The organism is Pseudomonas asiatica, from assembly GCF_009932335.1.
GTDB lineage: Bacteria > Pseudomonadota > Gammaproteobacteria > Pseudomonadales > Pseudomonadaceae > Aquipseudomonas > Aquipseudomonas asiatica.
The window spans coordinates 14,342-34,113 of record NZ_BLJF01000002.1 but is presented as its reverse complement, the minus strand read 5'-3'; the positions used below and the strand labels follow the sequence as shown (position 1 = coordinate 34,113).

Below are 19,772 nucleotides of genomic sequence, written 5' to 3'. Positions count from 1 at the left end.
GCTCCCGTCAGTAGGCAATACGGATATCGTTGAAACCAAGATCGTCGGGCTGTTCGGGGGCATCCACCCCATCGAACAGCAAACGATGGATGCGCCGGGCACTGGCCTGGAAGTCGCTACCCCCCAGGCTGCCCAAGTCGTACTGGTGGCTGTGCACTTCGGCACGCACCCGCCCCGGGTGGGGCGACAGCAGCAGGATGCGGTTGCCGACCACCAGCGCTTCTTCGATGGAGTGGGTAACGAACAGCAGGGTAAAACGCACCTCCTCCCATAGCAGCAGCAGTTCTTCCTGCATCTTGCGCCGGGTCAGCGCATCAAGTGCCGCGAACGGTTCGTCCATCAGCAGGATCTTCGGCTGAGTGGCCAAGGCCCGGGCAATCGCCACGCGCGCCTTCATACCGCCCGACAGGGTGTGTGGGTAGGCATCGGCGAAGGCGGCCAGGCCGACTTTTTCCAGGTAGTGCAGTGCCCGCTCCTCGGCCTCGGCGCGTTTCAGCTGGCCCGACACCAGCAGAGGGAACATGACGTTCTGTTTCACCGTCTTCCATGGCGGCAGCTGGTCGAACTCCTGGAACACCACGATGCGGTCGGGGCCCGGACCGCTGACTGGCTGACCTTGCAGCAGAATCTGCCCCTCCTGGGGCGAGATAAACCCGGCCACGGCCTTGAGCAAGGTGGACTTGCCGCAGCCGGAGGGGCCGAGCAGCACGAAGCGGTCGGCACGGTCGACTTCGAAGCTGACCTGATGGGTGGCCCGCACCACGCGTTGCGAGGTGCGGTATTCGAGGCTGAGGTTATTCACCTTGAGCAAAGGCGGCGTTGCGACACGGCTCAGGTTGCTGGCCGTGTGGCCTGGCAATGGGGCGGTCATGATCGGTCAGCTCCCCTGCAGCGGGCGTTCATCCTGGAAGAAGTAGTCCTTCCACGATTCCGGCTTGTGCTTGATGGCGCCTACCCGATAGAGGAAGTCGGCCAACTTGTAGGTGTTCTTTGGCGTGACGGTGAATTCGTACTGCGGGTTGTCGATCAGCCTGATCAACGTGTCGCGGTCGATCTTGGCCTTGGTCACGCGGATGTAGGTGTCGGCGGCAGCCGCCTTGTCCTTCTGGGCGAAGTCCGCGGCTTCGGCCAGCGCATCAACGAAGGCCTTGTAAGTCTTGGGGTTGTCCTTGCGGAATTTTTCAGTGGCGAACAGCAAGGTCGGCGAGTTGGGGCCGAGCAGGTCGTAGCTGTTGAGTACAACGTGCACGTTCTTGTTGGCGAGCACCTGGTCCTGGAACGGCGGGTTGGAGAAGTGTCCGTTGAGTTCGGTGCCGCCGGCCAGCAGCGCGGCAGTGGCATCCGGGTGCGGCACGGCCAGGGTGTACTTGTCGAGGCGGTTGTATTCCTTGTCGCCCCATTGCTGGGCGGCGGCGTACTGCAGGAAGCGCGACTGCACCGAAACGCCTACCGCCGGTACGGCGATGCGGTCCTTGTCGGAGATGTCGGCAATGGTCTTCACATTGGGGTTGCTGCTGACCAGGTAGTACGGGAAGTTGCCCAGCGAGGCCACGGCCTTGACGTTCTGTCGGCCCTTGGTACGGTCCCACACGGTCAACAGCGGGCCGACGCCGGCACCGGCGATGTCCACCGAACCGGACAGCAGTGCGTCGTTGATAGCCGAACCACCCGACAGCTGGGCCCAATCGACTTCGATGTCGATGCCCTGCTCCTTGCCATGTTTTTCGATCAGATGCTGGTCACGCACTACGTTCAGCAGCAGGTAGACGATACCGAACTGTTCGGCGATGCGAATCTTGCCTTCTGCTTGCGCCGTGGCGGGGGCCGCCAGGCTGCCGACGACAAGGCTTGCGCCCAGGCCGATGCTTGCCGCCAGGCGGCTGATGGATTTACGCATGATGGGTTTCCTCAGTCGTCAGAACGGGGCATCGCCCTGGATGGTGGTGCGATACAGCTTGCGCCGCAGGTGTGCGGGGCAGCCAGTGGCCAGGTGGATCAGCGAGCGGTTGTCCCAGAACACCAGGTCGTGAGGCTGCCACTGGTGACGATAGATGTTCTGCTCCAGCACGCTCAGGGCATACAGCTGTTGCAGCACGTCGCGGCTTTCGTCACTTGGCAGGCCGACGATACGGGTGGTGAAGCCTTCGCTGACGAACAGCGCCTTGCGGCCGTTTTCCGGGTGGGTACGCACCACCGGATGGATGACTTCCTGTACCTGCGCCAGCTGCTCGGCGGTCAGGGTCGGGCGCCAGTTGCCTTCGAACTTGGTCTCGGCGTAACGGGCGGTGTAGGAGTGAGCGGCACTGCGGCCCTCGACCACCTTGCGCAGGGCCGCGGGTACAGCGTCCCAGGCCTTGTGCATGTCGGCGAACAGAGTATCGCCGCCCTCGCCGGGCAGTTCCTGGGCATGCAGCATGGAACCGAGGCTGGGCAGTTCCTTGTACGACAGGTCCGAGTGCCAGAACTTGCCGGCATCACCCAGGCCGATGTTCTGGCCATTCTCGATGATGTTGGAAACGATCAGGATCTCGGGGTGGCCGGCGAGCAGGAACTGCTTGAGCACATGGATCTGCAATGGACCAAAACGGCGGCTGAAGGCGATCTGCTGGTCGGGACTGATGCGTTGGTCGCGAAACACCAGCACATGGTGGTCGAGGTGGGCGCGATGGATACGGGCAAAATCCACGGCGTTGACCGGCCTGGCCAAGTCCAGGCCGATGATCTCGGCACCTACAGCACCGGAAAAAGGGCGGATTTCGAAGCGTTGCGGCAGTGCGCTGTCGATGATCGACAAGGCGTTCGAGGCGGCTGACATTTTTCACTCCCACGCAGTGCGCGACTTCAATGGCGCGCAACGATCAGAAACGCACGGGGATTTCCCGTGTGGGTTCAAGTCGTGCGGCGCATCGATTGGTCGACGGGTACGCAGTGGAAGCGACTATAAAGTCATAAGGGTTTTATTTTAAATACCGATAAAGAATAACCATAGCACGGCTGTCAGAGGCGGCGCGCAATCAGATCAACCCGCCCTGCTCTTCCTCATCGATGAGGTTGTTCAGGCTGCTGAGCGCCTTGCGCGCTGTAGAACGGTTGAGCAGCTTGGCCTGCGCACCGGGGGGCAGGTCGGTGATCTTGAACACACCCTTGGCAGTCAGCACATCGATCAAGTCCTCGAGCACGCGGATCATGTCGAGATCGCTTTGCTTGAGCTGGTTGAGGCTGTTTTCCACGACGTCATCGGCAAACCATTCCTGGATATCGGCATGGTCGGCGGGGAGCATTTCGGTGAACTGGTCAAAAGCGGCTGCTTCGACCCGCTGCAACTGGCCAGCGGCATCGCGTTGCACGTAGAACATGGCGGTGTCCCTCGTCACATTGGTTCCTGGGTGGTAGACAGCAGCATAGGCAAAGATCACCGGGCACGCAGGCCCGGCGCCAGAGTATGCGCTGTCATGGAGTTGCGGGAAAGGCCCAGGCACGCGTCCTGTAGGAGCGGCCTTGTGTCGCGACAGGGCCGCAAAGCGGCCCCACGGTTTCGGCAACAATGCCGGAGACCTGGGGGCTGCTCTGCAGCCCATCGCGACACAAGGCCGCTCCTACAGGGACAGCGCCAGCCTGAAGCCGGTGATGGCGATGGGCTGCAGGGCAGCCCATTGGCGCATCAGCTGTCCTTGTTGTGGACGATGATGGTCGGGTCAGCACCGCTGATCAACGAGTTGATCGTGGTGTTGGACCAGTTCACCCCTTCCAGCTTGATGGTCACGTCGGCATTGGCGATACCACCGGCGGCATTGAGCTTGCCTTCGCTGCTGACCTGCAGCGTCGTCGTGCCTTCCACCGTGGTGAGCTTCAGGTAGTTGTCGATGGTGCTGCCCTTCTCGCCCTGGAGCAGGTCCTTCAGGTCGATGCGGTCGCCTTCGGCCACCTTGAAGTCCTTGATCACGTCATTGCCGGTATCGCCAGCCTTCCATACGAAGGTGTCGGCACCGCTGCCACCGGTCATGGTGTCATCGCCCTTGCCGCCAAGCAGGATGTCATTGCCTTCACCACCGAGCAAAGTGTCCTTGCCCAGGCCACCGATCAGGATGTCATTGCCCTTGCCACCGTCGAGGGTGTCGTCGCCGCCCTGGCCGAACAGGAGGTCATTGCCCGCGCCACCGTTGAGAATGTCATTGCCATCGTTGCTGCGCGAGACATCGAATTCGCTGACGTGCTCGACGATGTACTTGTGCAGCACGCGACCGTCGACATCACCCAGGGCCACACCCAGCTGGCCTGCAACATAGCTCTGTATGGCTTCGACACCGTTGCCGGCGACCGAACCGAAGCTCACCAGGTCACCGAAGATGATGTCGTTGCCATCACCACCGTTGACGGTGTCATTGCCCGGCACGGTGGCTTCGGTGTGGCCCAGGATCGCTTCCGCCAGTTTGCTCGGGTCGATGTTGGTCTGCGGCTTGCTATCGGTGTCGTAAGGCTTCAGGTCGTTGACATTGACCGCGCTGTTCAGGCCGATGGCTTCCACGCCAGACAGGTTGGACAGCAACAGGAAGCTTTGTTGCGAGTTGTAGTCCACATAGTAGTAACCGCTTTCAGCGTAGGAGAACTCAAAGGTGCCATCACCTTGGGCATGCAGCTGTCCAGACGCACCATTGTCGTTGGTCCAGCCCTTTTTGCCCCAGTATTCGGCGGTCATGTTGCCTTTGGCATCGATGCTGAAGCGGTTGTCGCTGCCCACCATCTTGTTGGTGACCACGTCACCCAACTTGTAGCCGATCGACTTGAGCACGGAATCCACCGTTGTGCCGATGTTCCTGAAGGTGCCCTCACGTTCGCCAGCCTGGTACACGTTCGGCTGGCCGTCGGTGATGAAGAACGTCTGGCGGCTGCCGGTGTTGCCCACGTCCATCAATTGCTTGAACCAGTTGGCGGTGGTCTTGAAGGCATCCTCGTAGTTGGTCGAGCCGCTGGAATAGAGCGTATTGAGCGCAGTGTAGAGCGTGCTCAACGCGTTCTTGTCGCCCAGGTTGACCGAAACCGTACTGTTCACCTGGGTGGAGAAGTCCACCAGCAGGATGTTCACTGTACCGGACTGCGCGCCCTTGACGCTGTTGGCCAGCGTATCGAACACCGACTTCAGCGAGTTGCGCGCGGCATCGACCGCGCTGCCCATGCTGCCTGAGGTATCGACGATGAACGCAATGTTGTAGTCCTGACCCGGCGTCACATGCAGGCCACTGATGTCGGCAACGATGATGTCACTGGTGGTGGTGCCGGTGAAACTGTCGCTGTCGGTAGTCAGGTTGCTGGCGGTGTAGCTGTCCGGATAGACAGTTACCTTGATCGTGCCTTCGGTGGAGGCTTTGCTGCCGCCCACGCTTTCGGTAGCGGTCGAGGTGACCTTCACATCGAAACTGCCCTGGTAGTACGCCGGCGGCTTGATGCTCAGGCCGTTGAGGCTCCAGCCGGTGACGTCAACCGACGTGGCGCCGACGGTTACGGTATGACCGGCGCCATCGCTGAGCACCGAACCTGCCGGAATGCCGTCCAGCTTGACGCTCAGGCTCTCGGAGCCGTCGGTGTCGGTCAGGTTGGTGGAAATGCCGACCAGCTTGACGGTGCCGTTCTCCGGCCCTTCGTTGAGCTTGTAGCCGTCGTAGTAGCCCTGGCCGTCACTGCCATGGAAATCGGACACGGAAAGCCCCGCGCTCCCCATCGCCGCAACGTTCGGGTACATCGGGATGGCCGAGCTGCTCAGGTCGGTCACCGGGCCGTTACCGACCTTGACGTTGATATCCAGGCTGCCCGGGCCGGACTGGTTGGCGTGGTAGATCTCCAAGGTGTAGTAGCCGCTGACAGGCGGCGAGAAGCTGCCGGAGATCGTACCGCCCGCCCCCCAGGTGGCGCCGACCACGCTGGTTTTGCCGATATAGACCTGCAAGCTGTCATCGGCGGTGCCGCTGAAGGTGTAGGTCTGGCCGGCTTCCAGGTAGATCAGGCCGGAGGTCTTGGAGCCCGTACCGGCGGCAACGCTGCCGCCCGAATCGGCGCTGGTAACCTGCTCGGTCTTGCTGGCACTGCCAGAGTTGGCGAACACGTTCTTCAGCGCAGTACCGCTGATGCCGTTGCCGTTGGTGCCCAGGCCCGTGAGGCTGTTCCAGGTTTCCTTGGTCAGGCCAAGCGATTCGGGAGTGTTGCTGCCGATGTTCAGGCCAGGCTTGTCGGCTACAGGTGCAATATCGACCTTCAGCGTGGCCTCGCCACCAGCAGCGGTACCGTCGGTAGGCTTGTACTTGATCTGGGCATAGTCGGCCTGCTTGTTGCCGACGCCCGTTCCGCCATATCCGTCGATACCCGACTCGTTGGATTTTGGCACGAACCGCAGGTTGCCGGCAGCGATGTCAGCCTGGCTGACGGTCTGGTTCTGGGCGACGTTGACCCAGGCGGTGCCGTTGAAGAGCTGCAGGGAACCCGCTGGCAGCTGGGTGAAGGTCACACCCAGGCTCGACAGGGCGCTGTCGACGTCGGAAATGTTGAAGTCGTTCCAGGTCAGCACCAGCGGCGTGTCTTCGACGCCAGTGACGGCGCCGCCAGTGGCGACCGGTGCGTCGTTGACAGCGATCACATTCACCGTGGTCGTGGCGGTGTTCGAGGTATTAACGCCGTCGGTCACCGTCACGGTGATGATGCGAGGCGTGGTGCTCGGGTTCTCGCTGCTGTTGATGAAGGTGATGTTCTTGATCGCCTGGATATAGTCGGCCAGCGACGCAGCGCCGCTCAGGGTCAGGACTACCTTGCCGTCTGTGCTGTTGGCGTTGATCGTGATGCCGTTGACACTGTTGCCTAGGTTCAGCGCATCACCCGGCTGGCGGTTGGTCAGGGTGACCGTCGCGCCCGTCAGCTGCGAGCTGTCGAAGTCGGTGATAGTGACGTCCACATCGCCGATCGACACACCACTGCCTGGCTGGTTCTCGGTGAAGGTGGTCTGGTAGTCGGCTCCGGTCTTGCCGCTGGAGTCGTTGCCATCCAGGTCCAGAACCGGAGCTGGCTCGAATATCTGGGTGGTCACGCTGCCGGCGCTGGAGCTGATGTCGAGCTTCTCGAAGTTACCGCCAGTGGCCGAATCGATCTTGACCGTGAAGTGCTCGGTACCCTCGGTGGCGTTGTCCTTGAAGGTCGGGACGGTGAACGTTGCCTGCGAGCTGTTGGCCTTGATCACTACGGTAGCCACGCCGGTGTAGTCCGTGCCATCGGCCGCGGTGCCGGTGTAGGTCAGTTTGACGGTGACGTCGGTCTCGGCCTTGTTGGTCAGGTTCAGGACGTACGTGGCATTACCACCTTCGGCGACCGCGGCGGTGCCGCTGATGCTCAGGGTGGTGGTCTGGATGGTATCCGTGACCGCAGTGACCGCCGCCGTATCGCTGACGTTCAATTTCTCGAAGTTGCCACCGCTGGTTTCGGTGATCTTCGCCGAAACGTTGCCTGCATCGATATAGACGTCATCGGCTGGCGCCGGAACGGTCACGGAGCCGGAGAGCTTGCCCGCATCGATGCTGATCACAGCGCCGTTGCTCAGCTTGATGGTCATGTCGGTGCCAGCCTTGTTGGTCAGGGTGGCGGTGTAGGTGATCTGGCCACCTTCTGCGACGGTTGGCGTGGCGCTGAGGCTAAGGCCAGTGTGGTCGATGGTGTCGCTGACCTTGGTTACCGCATAGGCTCCACTGGTAGCCAGCAGCTCGAAGTCGCCGCCAGTGGTGCCATCGATCTTGGCCTGAACGGTACCGGCATCAATGTACACATCGTCGCTCGGCGCATCGATGGTGATCGAACCTTCTTTCTGACCCGCCGCGATGGTGATGGTCTCGCCGTTGCTCAGCTTGACGTTCAGCGCGGTACCCGCCGGGTTGGACAGCGTTGCGGTGTAAGTGATCTTGCCGCCTTCGGCCACGGTATCTGTCGCAGTCAGCGTGAGCGTGGTGACGTCCGGGGTCGCCGGGTTGTCGGCGACAGTAGTCACTGGCTCGCCAACGGCCACGGTCTTCTCGTAGTTACCACCCGAGATGTCGGTGATCTTGTTGGTCAGGTCCAGGTTGGTGTTATGGACGTTGTTCGGCGCGGTGAACGGCACCGACGCCGACGACTCGCCCACCGGAATGGTGATGGTCTGGCCGTTGGCCAGTTTTACCACCAGGTCCGAACCGGTAACTTTGTGATTGACCGATGCGGTGTAGGTCACCACACCACCTTCAGCGACGGTCGAGGTCGCGGTCAGGGTCACGGTAGTGGTGTCGATGGTATCGGTGACCTTGGTCACAGCCGCAGTGCTGCTGACGTCCAGCTTCTCGAAGTCACCACCGGTGGTACCGGTAACGGTCACGCTCAGGTCTTCGGCATCGACATACACATCGTCGCTCGGCGCGTCGATGGTGATCGAGGCTTCCTTCGAACCGGCGGCGATGGTGATGGCTTCGCCGTTGCTCAGCTTGACGGTCAACGCAGTACCCGCCGGGTTGGACAACGTTGCGGTGTAAGTGATCTTGCCGCCTTCGGCCACGGTATCTGTCGCAGTCAGCGTGAGCGTGGTGACGTCCGGGGTCGCCGGGTTGTCGGTGACAGTGGTCACTGGCTCGCCAACGGCCACGGTCTTCTCGTAGTTACCACCCGAGATGTCGGTGATCTTGTTGGTCAGGTCCAGGTTGGTGTTATGGACGTTGTTCGGCGCGGTGAACGGCACCGACGCCGACGACTCGCCCACCGGAATGGTGATGGTCTGGCCGTTGGCCAGTTTTACCACCAGGTCCGAACCGGTAACTTTGTGATTGACCGATGCGGTGTAGGTCACCACACCACCTTCAGCGACGGTCGAGGTCGCGGTCAGGGTCACGGTAGTGGTGTCGATGGTATCGGTGACCTTGGTCACAGCCGCCTTGCTGCTGACGTCCAGCTTCTCGAAATCACCACCGGTGGTACCGGTAACGGTCACGCTCAGGTCTTCGGCATCGATATACACATCGTCGCTCGGCGCGTCGATGGTGATCGAGGCTTCCTTCGAACCGGCGGCGATGGTGATGGCTTCGCCGTTGCTCAGCTTGACGGTCAGCGCAGTACCCGCCGGGTTGGACAACGTTGCGGTGTAGGTGATCTTGCCGCCTTCGGCCACGGTATCCGTCGCGGTCAGCGTGAGTGTGGTCACGTCCGGAGTCGCCGGATTATCGGTGACAGAGGTCACTGGCTCGCCAACGGCCACGGTCTTCTCGTAGTTACCACCCGAGATGTCGGTGATCTTGTTGGTCAGGTCCAGGTTGGTGTTATGGACGTTGTTCGGCGCGGTGAACGGCACCGACGCCGACGACTCGCCCACCGGAATGGTGATGGTCTGGCCGTTGGCCAGTTTTACCACCAGGTCCGAACCGGTAACTTTGTGATTGACCGATGCGGTGTAGGTCACCACACCACCTTCAGCGACGGTCGAGGTCGCGGTCAGGGTCACGGTAGTGGTGTCGATGGTATCGGTGACCTTGGTCACAGCCGCCTTGCTGCTGACGTCCAGCTTCTCGAAATCACCACCGGTGGTACCGGTAACGGTCACGCTCAGGTCTTCGGCATCGATATACACATCGTCGCTCGGCGCGTCGATGGTGATCGAGGCTTCCTTCGAACCGGCGGCGATGGTGATGGCTTCGCCGTTGCTCAGCTTGACGGTCAGCGCAGTACCCGCCGGGTTGGACAACGTTGCGGTGTAGGTGATCTTGCCGCCTTCGGCCACGGTATCCGTCGCGGTCAGCGTGAGTGTGGTCACGTCCGGAGTCGCCGGATTATCGGTGACAGAGGTCACTGGCTCGCCAACGGCCACGGTCTTCTCGTAGTTACCACCCGAGATGTCGGTGATCTTGTTGGTCAGGTCCAGGTTGGTGTTATGGACGTTGTTCGGCGCGGTGAACGGCACCGACGCCGACGACTCGCCCACCGGAATGGTGATGGTCTGGCCGTTGGCCAGTTTTACCACCAGGTCCGAACCGGTAACTTTGTGATTGACCGATGCGGTGTAGGTCACCACACCACCTTCAGCGACGGTCGAGGTCGCGGTCAGGGTCACGGTAGTGGTGTCGATGGTATCGGTGACCTTGGTCACAGCCGCAGTGCTGCTGACGTCCAGCTTCTCGAAGTCGCCGCCGTTGGTGCTATCGATATTGGCCTGAACGGTACCCGCATCGATGTACACATCGTCGCTCGGCGCGTCGATGGTGATCGAACCTTCTTTCTGACCCGCCGCGATGGTGATGGTCTCGCCGTTGCTCAGCTTGACGGTCAGCGCAGTACCCGCCGGGTTGGACAGCGTTGCGGTGTAGGTGATCTTGCCGCCTTCGGCCACGGTATCTGTCGCGGTCAGCGTGAGTGTGGTGACGTCCGGGGTCGCCGGGTTGTCGGTGACAGTGGTCACTGGCTCGCCAACAGCCACGGTCTTCTCGTAGTTACCACCCGAGATGTCGGTGATCTTGTTGGTCAGGTCCAGGTTGGTGTTATGGACGTTGTTCGGCGCGGTGAACGGCACCGACGCCGACGACTCGCCCACCGGAATGGTGATGGTCTGGCCGTTGGCCAGTTTTACCACCAGGTCCGAACCGGTAACTTTGTGATTGACCGATGCGGTGTAGGTCACCACACCACCTTCAGCGACGGTCGAGGTCGCGGTCAGGGTCACGGTAGTGGTGTCGATGGTATCGGTGACCTTGGTCACGGCTGCGCCGCTGTTTACATTCAGCTTCTCGAAGTCACCACCCGTGGTTTCGGTCACTTTGACCTGCAGTACTTCAGCATCAATGTAGACATCATCGCCTGGGGCGTCGACGATGACCGAAGCCTCCTTCGAGCCGGCGGCAATGGTGATGGTTTCACCGTTGCTCAGCTTGATCACCAGATCGGTGCCGGCCTTGTTGGTCAAGGTCGCGGTATAAGTGATCTTGCCACCCTCGGCAACCGTCGGTGTCGCGCTCAGGGTAAGGTGGGTAATGTCCTTGGTGCCTGGTCCGTCGGTCACGGTCGTCACCGGCTCGCCAACGGCTACGGTCTTCTCGTAATTGCCGCCCGAGATGTCGGTGATCTTGTTGGTCAGGTCCAGATTAGTGTTGTAGGCATTGTCTGGCGCGGTGAAGGGCACCGACGCCGACGACTCACCCACCGGAATGGTAATGGTCTGACCGTTGGCCAATTTCACCACCAGGTCAGAACCGGTGACCTTGTGGTTGACCGACGCGGTGTAGGTCACCACACCACCCTCGACCACGCTTTGCGTGGCCGTCAAGGTCACGGTGGTAGTGTCGATGGTATCGGTGACTTTGGTCACGGCCGCCTTGCTGCTGACATCCAGCTTCTCGAAATTGCCACCCGTGGCATCGGTGATGGTCACGCTGAGGTCTTTGGCATCGATGTACACATCGTCCCCTGGGGCGTCGACGATGATCGAAGCTTCCTTCTGGCCTGCCGCGATGGTAATGGTTTCGCCGTTGCTCAGTTTGATGACCAAGTCAGTGCCGGCCTTGTTGGTCAAGGTGGCGGTGTAGGTGATCGTGCCACCTTCGGCCACTGTCGGTGTGGCAGAAAGCGTCAGGCAGGTAATATCCTCTGAGCCTGGGCCATCAGTAACCGTTGTGCTGACTTCCGATTTGTCCAGGGTCAGCTTTTCAAACTTCCAGGCATCTGCACCGCTGACCGAGTCGATCGCATTCACTACAGGCTGAGCACCTACATAGACATCATTAGGCGCGGTAACGGTGATCGAGCCGGTGTTGCTGTTGGCCGGCACCACAACTACGGTCTTGCCGTCGCTGAGGGTGAAGTACAGCGGCGAGTGGTTGTTGATCGGCAGGCCGTCTTGGCTGGTCAGCGTGACGGTATAGGTAATTTCGCCACCCTCGGTGACGGAATCGGTAGCCGTCAGCTTGGCCACTACTTCGTTGATGGTGTCAGTCACTCCCACCGACGCGGCTCCGCCAAATTGCAGATTCTCGAAGGTGCTGCCTGCGGTATCGGTCGCCGACTTGAGGCCGACACTGATAGTGCCGGCGTCTTGGTAAACGTCGTCGCCCTGTACGGCATGGGTGTACTGCGCACTGGTTTCTCCCGCCTTGATCGTGACTTGGGCATCGTTGCTCAAGGTCACGACAAGATCGTGCGCCAGCACGGTGTTGACCTTCACGGTAAAGGTCGGGTTCTGGTTCTCGAGGACCGATACCTGGTCGGCCTCGATGCTAACCCACACAAGGTCACCACCAGAGCCTGGGGTGCCGGATTCATCAGTCACGGTGGTAGTGACCTCGGTTTTGTCCAAGGTCAGTTTCTCGAACTTCCATACATCAGCACCGCTGACCGAATCGATCGCATTGACTACCGGTGGATTGGCGCCCATGTAGACGTTGTCCGGCGCGGCAACGGTTATCGAACCGGTTGTACTGTTGGCCGGTACCTCAATAACGGTCTTGCCATCGCTGAGAGTGAAATACAGCGGCGATTGGATGTTGAGCGGCAGTCCATCCTTGCTGGTCAGCGTGACGGTGTAGGTAATTTCGCCACCTTCGGTTACGGACTCAGTAGCGGTCAGTTTGGCGACGACTTCACTGATGGTGTCCGAGATCTCAACGGTAGCCGGGCCTCCGAACGCCAGCTTCTCGAAGGTGGCACCCGAGACGGTGGCATCTGTCACGCTGAGCGTGACGGAGCCGGCATCCTGGATGACATCATCGCCTTGGGCTGCGGTCTTGTATTCCACTTCGGTCTTGCCGGCCTCAATGGTCACGGTATCGCCGTTCGACAGAGTAACTGTCAACGGACGGTCCAGTGCCTGGCTTACCTTCACAGTAAAGGACGGCTGCTGGTCCTCTGTCACGTTGCCATTACTGACGATGCTTACGGTGACGGTATCGATACTGTCATTGATGACAGTCGATGCAGGCGTCGGGTCTGGCGTCAGCTGCTCGAAGTTGCCGCCGGTCGCACCGGTAATCGTGGTGCTGACAGTCGAACCGTTGTTATAGACGTCGTTGGCCGGGGTTTCGAAGTCGACGCTGCCCTGGGTCTTGCCGGCTTCCACGGTGATGGTCTGGCCGTTGGACAGGGTCACGGTCACCGGGGTCTGAGCCGGGTTGCTCAGGGTTACGGTGTAGGTGATCACCCCGCCTTCGGTCACCGACGGAGTGGCCGTCAGGGTCGCAGTGGTGGTGTCGACCGAGTCGTTGATCGTGGTCTGCGCCGGGGTTGGGTTCGGCGTCAGCTGTTCGAAGTTGCCGCCGGTGGCGCTTTCGATGGTCACGCTAACGGTCGAGCCGTTGTTGTAGACGTCGTTGGCCGGGGTTTCGAAGTCGACGCTGCCCTGGGTCTTGCCGGCTTCCACGGTGATGGTCTGACCGTTGGACAGGGTCACGGTCACCGGGGTCTGAGCCGGGTTGCTCAGGGTCACGGTGTAGGTGATCACCCCGCCTTCGGTCACCGACGGGGTCGCCGTCAGGGTCGCGGTGGTGTTATCGACCGAGTCGTTGATCGTGGTCTGCGCCGGGGTCGGGTTCGGCGTCAGCTGTTCGAAGTTGCCACCGGTCGCACCGGTAATCGTGGTGCTGACAGTCGAGCCGTTGTTGTAGACGTCGTTGGCCGGGGTTTCGAAGTCGACGCTGCCCTGGGTCTTGCCGGCTTCCACGGTGATGGTCTGGCCATTGGACAGGGTCACGGTCACCGGGGTCTGGGCCGGGTTGCTCAGGGTTACGGTGTAGGTGATCAGCCCGCCTTCGGTCACCGACGGAGTGGCCGTCAGGGTCGCGGTGGTGTTATCGACCGAGTCGTTGATCGTGGTCTGCGCCGGGGTCGGGTTCGGCGTCAGCTGTTCGAAGTTGCCGCCGGTCGCACCGGTAATCGTGGTGCTGACAGTCGAGCCGTTGTTATAGACGTCGTTCGCCGGGGTTTCGAAATCGACGCTGCCCTGGGTCTTGCCGGCTTCCACGGTGATGGTCTGGCCGTTGGACAGGGTCACGGTCACCGGGGTCTGAGCCGGGTTGCTCAGGGTCACGGTGTAGGTGATCACCCCGCCTTCGGTCACCGACGGGGTCGCCGTCAGGGTCGCGGTGGTGTTATCGACCGAGTCGTTGATCGTGGTCTGGGCCGGGGTCGGGTTCGGCGTCAGTTGCTCGAAGTTGCCGCCGGTGGCGCTCTCGATGGTCACGCTAACGGTCGAGCCGTTGTTGTAGACGTCATTGGCCGGGGTTTCGAAGTCGACGCTGCCCTGGGTCTTGCCGGCTTCCACGGTGATGGTCTGGCCATTGGACAGGGTCACGGTCACCGGAGTCTGAGCCGGGTTGCTCAGGGTCACGGTGTAGGTGATCACCCCGCCTTCGGTCACCGACGGGGTCGCCGTCAGGGTCGCGGTGGTGTTATCGACCGAGTCGTTGATCGTGGTCTGCGCCGGGGTCGGGTTCGGCGTCAGCTGTTCGAAGTTGCCGCCGGTGGCGCTCTCGATGGTCACGCTAACGGTCGAGCCGTTGTTATAGACGTCATTGGCCGGGGTTTCGAAGTCGACGCTGCCCTGGGTCTTGCCGGCTTCCACGGTGATGGTCTGGCCGTTGGACAGGGTCACGGTCACCGGGGTCTGAGCCGGGTTGCTCAGGGTTACGGTGTAGGTGATCACCCCGCCTTCGGTCACCGACGGAGTGGCCGTCAGGGTCGCAGTGGTGGTGTCGACCGAGTCGTTGATCGTGGTCTGCGCCGGGGTTGGGTTCGGCGTCAGCTGTTCGAAGTTGCCGCCGGTGGCGCTTTCGATGGTCACGCTAACGGTCGAGCCGTTGTTGTAGACGTCGTTGGCCGGCGTTTCGAAGTCGACGCTGCCCTGGGTCTTGCCGGCTTCCACGGTGATGGTCTGGCCATTGGACAGGGTCACGGTCACCGGAGTCTGAGCCGGGTTGCTCAGGGTCACGGTGTAGGTGATCACCCCGCCTTCGGTCACCGACGGGGTCGCCGTCAGGGTCGCGGTGGTGTTATCGACCGAGTCGTTGATCGTGGTCTGCGCCGGGGTCGGGTTCGGCGTCAGCTGTTCGAAGTTGCCGCCGGTGGCGCTCTCGATGGTCACGCTAACGGTCGAGCCGTTGTTATAGACGTCATTGGCCGGGGTTTCGAAGTCGACGCTGCCCTGGGTCTTGCCGGCTTCCACGGTGATGGTCTGGCCATTGGACAGGGTCACGGTCACCGGAGTCTGAGCCGGGTTGCTCAGGGTTACGGTGTAGGTGATCACCCCGCCTTCGGTCACCGACGGAGTGGCCGTCAGGGTCGCAGTGGTGGTGTCGACCGAGTCGTTGATCGTGGTCTGGGCCGGGGTCGGGTTCGGCGTCAGTTGCTCGAAGTTGCCGCCGGTGGCGCTTTCGATGGTCACGCTAACGGTCGAGCCGTTGTTATAGACGTCATTGGCCGGGGTTTCGAAGTCGACGCTGCCCTGGGTCTTGCCGGCTTCCACGGTGATGGTCTGGCCATTGGACAGGGTCACGGTCACCGGAGTCTGAGCCGGGTTGCTCAGGGTCACGGTGTAGGTGATCACCCCGCCTTCGGTCACCGACGGAGTGGCCGTCAGGGTCGCAGTGGTGGTGTCGACCGAGTCGTTGATCGTGGTCTGGGCCGGGGTCGGGTTCGGCGTCAGCTGTTCGAAGTTGCCGCCGGTGGCGCTTTCGATGGTCACGCTAACGGTCGAGCCGTTGTTGTAGACGTCGTTCGCCGGGGTCTCGAAGTCAACACTGCCCTGGGTCTTGCCGGCTTCAACGGTGATGGTCTGGCCGTTGGACAGGGTCACGGTCACCGGGGTCTGAGCCGGGTTGCTCAGGGTTACGGTGTAGGTGATCACCCCGCCTTCGGTCACCGACGGAGTGGCCGTCAGGGTCGCGGTGGTGGTGTCGACCGAGTCGTTGATCGTGGTCTGCGCCGGGATCGGGTTCGGCGTCAGCTGTTCGAAGTTGCCACCGGTCGCATCGGTGATCGTGGTGCTGACGGTCGAACCGTTGTTATAGACGTCGTTGGCCGGGGTCTCGAAGTCGACGCTGCCCTGGGTCTTGCCAGCTTCCACGGTGATGGTCTGGCCATTGGACAGGGTCACGGTCACCGGGGTCTGAGCCGGGTTGCTCAGGGTTACGGTGTAGGTGATCACCCCGCCTTCGGTCACCGACGGAGTGGCCGTCAGGGTCGCAGTGGTGGTGTCGACCGAGTCGTTGATCGTGGTCTGGGCCGGGGTCGGGTTCGGCGTCAGCTGTTCGAAGTTGCCACCGGTCGCATCGGTGATCGTGGTGCTGACGGTCGAACCGTTGTTATAGACGTCGTTGGCCGGGGTCTCGAAGTCGACGCTGCCCTGGGTCTTGCCAGCTTCCACGGTGATGGTCTGGCCATTGGACAGGGTCACGGTCACCGGAGTCTGGGCCGGGTTGCTCAGGGTCACGGTGTAGGTGATCACCCCGCCTTCGGTCACCGACGGAGTGGCCGTCAGGGTCGCAGTGGTGGTGTCGACCGAGTCGTTGATCGTGGTCTGGGCCGGGGTCGGGTTCGGCGTCAGCTGTTCGAAGTTGCCGCCGGTGGCGCTTTCGATGGTCACGCTAACGGTCGAGCCGTTGTTGTAGACGTCGTTCGCCGGGGTCTCGAAGTCAACACTGCCCTGGGTCTTGCCGGCTTCAACGGTGATGGTCTGGCCGTTGGACAGGGTCACGGTCACCGGGGTCTGAGCCGGGTTGCTCAGGGTTACGGTGTAGGTGATCACCCCGCCTTCGGTCACCGACGGGGTCGCCGTCAGGGTCGCGGTGGTGTTATCGACCGAGTCGTTGATCGTGGTCTGGGCCGGGGTCGGGTTCGGCGTCAGTTGCTCGAAGTTGCCGCCGGTGGCGCTCTCGATGGTCACGCTAACGGTCGAGCCGTTGTTGTAGACGTCATTGGCCGGGGTTTCGAAGTCGACGCTGCCCTGGGTCTTGCCGGCTTCCACGGTGATGGTCTGGCCATTGGACAGGGTCACGGTCACCGGAGTCTGAGCCGGGTTGCTCAGGGTCACGGTGTAGGTGATCACCCCGCCTTCGGTCACCGACGGAGTGGCCGTCAGGGTCGCGGTGGTGTTATCGACCGAGTCGTTGATCGTGGTCTGCGCCGGGGTCGGGTTCGGCGTCAGCTGTTCGAAGTTGCCACCGGTCGCACCGGTAATCGTGGTGCTGACAGTCGAGCCGTTGTTGTAGACGTCGTTGGCCGGGGTTTCGAAGTCGACGCTGCCCTGGGTCTTGCCGGCTTCCACGGTGATGGTCTGGCCATTGGACAGGGTCACGGTCACCGGGGTCTGGGCCGGGTTGCTCAGGGTCACGGTGTAGGTGATCACCCCGCCTTCGGTCACCGACGGAGTGGCCGTCAGGGTCGCAGTGGTGGTGTCGACCGAGTCGTTGATCGTGGTCTGGGCCGGGGCCGGGTTCGGCGTCAGCTGTTCGAAGTTGCCGCCGGTGGCGCTTTCGATGGTCACGCTAACGGTCGAGCCGTTGTTGTAGACGTCATTGGCCGGGGTTTCGAAGTCGACGCTGCCCTGGGTCTTGCCAGCTTCCACGGTGATGGTCTGGCCGTTGGACAGAATCACGGTCACCGGGGTCTGAGCCGGGTTGCTCAGGGTTACGGTGTAGGTGATCACCCCGCCTTCGGTCACCGACGGAGTGGCCGTCAGGGTCGCAGTGGTGGTGTCGACCGAGTCGTTGATCGTGGTCTGGGCCGGGGTCGGGTTCGGCGTCAGCTGTTCGAAGTTGCCACCGGTCGCATCGGTGATCGTGGTGCTGACGGTCGAACCGTTGTTATAGACGTCGTTGGCCGGGGTCTCGAAGTCGACGCTGCCCTGGGTCTTGCCAGCTTCCACGGTGATGGTCTGGCCATTGGACAGGGTCACGGTCACCGGAGTCTGGGCCGGGTTGCTCAGGGTCACGGTGTAGGTGATCACCCCGCCTTCGGTCACCGACGGAGTGGCCGTCAGGGTCGCAGTGGTGGTGTCGACCGAGTCGTTGATCGTGGTCTGGGCCGGGGTCGGGTTCGGCGTCAGCTGTTCGAAGTTGCCGCCGGTGGCGCTTTCGATGGTCACGCTAACGGTCGAGCCGTTGTTGTAGACGTCGTTCGCCGGGGTCTCGAAGTCAACACTGCCCTGGGTCTTGCCGGCTTCAACGGTGATGGTCTGGCCGTTGGACAGGGTCACGGTCACCGGGGTCTGAGCCGGGTTGCTCAGGGTTACGGTGTAGGTGATCACCCCGCCTTCGGTCACCGACGGAGTGGCCGTCAGGGTCGCAGTGGTGGTGTCGACCGAGTCGTTGATCGTGGTCTGGGCCGGGGTCGGGTTCGGCGTCAGCTGTTCGAAGTTGCCACCGGTCGCATCGGTGATCGTGGTGCTGACGGTCGAACCGTTGTTATAGACGTCGTTGGCCGGGGTCTCGAAGTCGACGCTGCCCTGGGTCTTGCCAGCTTCCACGGTGATGGTCTGGCCGTTGGACAGGGTCACGGTCACCGGAGTCTGGGCCGGGTTGCTCAGGGTCACGGTGTAGGTGATCACCCCGCCTTCGGTCACCGACGGAGTGGCCGTCAGGGTCGCAGTGGTGGTGTCGACCGAGTCGTTGATCGTGGTCTGGGCCGGGGTCGGGTTCGGCGTCAGCTGTTCGAAGTTGCCACCGGTCGCACCGGTAATCGTGGTGCTGACAGTCGAGCCGTTGTTGTAGACGTCGTTGACCGGGGTTTCGAAGTCGACGCTGCCCTGGGTCTTGCCGGCTTCAACGGTGATGGTCTGGCCGTTGGACAGGGTCACGGTCACCGGGGTCTGAGCCGGGTTGCTCAGGGTTACGGTGTAGGTGATCACCCCGCCTTCGGTGACGCTTGGCGAAGCGGTCAGGGTCGCGGTGGTGGTGTCGACGGTATCGGTAACCTGAGTAACCGCTGGTGTTTGCGGCACAGTCACTATCAGCCCGCCGCCCCCGGTGGTGCCCGTTACGGTCGCCGAAATCTGGCCGCCGTCGATATACGGGGTATCGTTCGCGGGGACCACGACGTTTACGCTCCCAGTGGTCTGCCCGGCCGGAATGACAATCACGGCACCGTTGGACAGGGTGACCACCAGGTTTGTGGTCGGCGCCTGGCCAACCGTAGCGGTATAAACGATTACGCCACCCGCTTCACTGATGGAAGAGGTAGCGCCCAGAACCAGGTCGGTAGCAACATTGGTATCGGTCGTCGGAGTAGTCACCTGGTTGTTGCTGGTGGCATCCAGCTGGCCAACCTCTTCGCCATCGAGCACGGCAGCAAAGCCCAGCCCATCAGTCGGAAAGCCGACGGTAGGGTCGACCCGGCCTGCGGTTTCTTCGAGCATGACAAAGCTGTGGCCACCGCCAAGTGCACCACCACCGCCCGCCGACGACGGGCCAGCCGCAGTTGCTTCAAGCTCGGTAGTCGGGTCGACACCGGCGGCGATCGCCTGTTGCAGCTCTTCCACTGACGGCGCGGCCTGCGCGGTAGCCTGACTCAGGTCGGTGCTGCTGTCAGGCGCATCAGCGCTCCACTGGCTGTCTCGACCCAGGTCAAGCAAACGGCCGTCGGCCAGCTCCAAAGTAACTGCACCGCCTGGGCCGGTGAGCACTTCTTCACCAGCCAGCAGGCGGTCCCCTTCGATCAGAACACGCCGAATGCCCTCTGGGGATACCGCAATAACCTGGCCAACAAGACTTTTGACGATGGCTACAACGCTGCTCATTGGACTCTCCGTGTGA

Annotated in this window: 5 protein-coding genes; all 5 read right to left on the bottom strand. The window is 61.9% G+C overall.

Annotated features, from left to right (window positions below):
• Positions 1–7 precede the first annotated feature (7 nt).
• Entirely contained in the window at positions 8–871 is an 864-nt protein-coding gene (locus tag GYA95_RS19520) for an ABC transporter ATP-binding protein (protein ID WP_015268521.1), read from the bottom strand.
• A 6-nt stretch (positions 872–877) separates the two neighbouring features.
• Positions 878–1,897, bottom strand: coding sequence for an ABC transporter substrate-binding protein (locus GYA95_RS19515; protein ID WP_015268520.1), 1,020 nt, complete (start codon positions 1,895–1,897; stop codon positions 878–880).
• A gap of 18 nt (positions 1,898–1,915) precedes the next feature.
• The gene (locus tag GYA95_RS19510; protein ID WP_015268519.1) at positions 1,916–2,815 is read right to left on the bottom strand and encodes a TauD/TfdA dioxygenase family protein; all 900 of its coding nucleotides are present in this window, start codon (positions 2,813–2,815) and stop codon (positions 1,916–1,918) included.
• Positions 2,816–3,014: 199 nt separating this feature from the next.
• Positions 3,015–3,356, bottom strand: a complete 342-nt coding sequence (locus tag GYA95_RS19505) for a hypothetical protein (protein WP_015268518.1) — start codon at positions 3,354–3,356, stop codon at positions 3,015–3,017.
• A gap of 305 nt (positions 3,357–3,661) precedes the next feature.
• Positions 3,662–19,756 (bottom strand): retention module-containing protein, encoded by a 16,095-nt coding sequence (locus GYA95_RS19500; RefSeq protein ID WP_161551485.1) that lies wholly within the window; start codon positions 19,754–19,756, stop codon positions 3,662–3,664.
• Between the last annotated feature and the right edge of the window lie 16 nt (positions 19,757–19,772).

Excerpts from the sequence above, each read along its gene's own strand:
- GYA95_RS19505 (WP_015268518.1), bottom strand. The coding sequence starts at position 3,356 with ATGTTCTACGTGCAACGCGATGCCGCTGGCCAGTTGCAGCGGGTCGAA.
- GYA95_RS19500 (WP_161551485.1), bottom strand. The coding sequence starts at position 19,756 with ATGAGCAGCGTTGTAGCCATCGTCAAAAGTCTTGTTGGCCAGGTTATT.
- GYA95_RS19510 (WP_015268519.1), bottom strand. The coding sequence starts at position 2,815 with ATGTCAGCCGCCTCGAACGCCTTGTCGATCATCGACAGCGCACTGCCG.
- GYA95_RS19515 (WP_015268520.1), bottom strand. The coding sequence starts at position 1,897 with ATGCGTAAATCCATCAGCCGCCTGGCGGCAAGCATCGGCCTGGGCGCA.
- GYA95_RS19520 (WP_015268521.1), bottom strand. The coding sequence starts at position 871 with ATGACCGCCCCATTGCCAGGCCACACGGCCAGCAACCTGAGCCGTGTC.